Here is a 578-nt window from a genome sequence, read left to right on the forward strand (position 1 = left end):
TGATGATCCTTCTCCATCTTATTAGAACATAGATCGCAGGCCAGTCAGCCTGACGATCGCTTGCAGGCGTGCCGCCTTCGTTTCTCTTTCTTCATTGTTGATTGCTCACGGGCCGTACCGCAGCTGATGCTGCTGGCCCTGCGCAGGCGCGGCCCATCAGGGCCGACGGCCGGTCGGCCTTGCGAAGCTTAGCTTCGAGGCGGACCTCTGGATCGCGTAGCAGCGTTTGCGTCGGTATCTGGGCTTGTAGCTCAGTTGGTTAGAGCACACGCTTGATAAGCGTGGGGTCGGAGGTTCAAGTCCTCCCAGGCCCACCATGTTACATGATAAGGGGCCGTAGCTCAGCTGGGAGAGCACCTGCTTTGCAAGCAGGGGGTCGTCGGTTCGATCCCGTCCGGCTCCACCATCATTCCTTGAGAATGGGCGTGTTTTGGTGTTGAGACGGATATTGGCAGTCAACAAGAGAAAGAACCAAGTTTGCGGACTTTACGAAGTCTGCCTGTTCTGTATGAAATCGTGAAGAGAAGATGTAATCGGATCAGCTTTATAGCTGATGTCGCAATGGTTTGCTCAAACCT

Annotated in this window: 2 tRNA genes; both read left to right on the forward strand. The window is 54.7% G+C overall.

Annotated features, from left to right (window positions below):
- The first annotated feature begins 240 nt into the window (after positions 1–240).
- Positions 241–317 (forward strand) — tRNA-Ile (locus F9K91_RS25600).
- A 13-nt stretch (positions 318–330) separates the two neighbouring features.
- Positions 331–406 (forward strand) — tRNA-Ala (locus F9K91_RS25605).
- The last annotated feature ends 172 nt before the right edge of the window (positions 407–578 follow it).

It is taken from the genome of Brucella tritici, from assembly GCF_008932295.1.
Taxonomy (GTDB): domain Bacteria; phylum Pseudomonadota; class Alphaproteobacteria; order Rhizobiales; family Rhizobiaceae; genus Brucella; species Brucella tritici.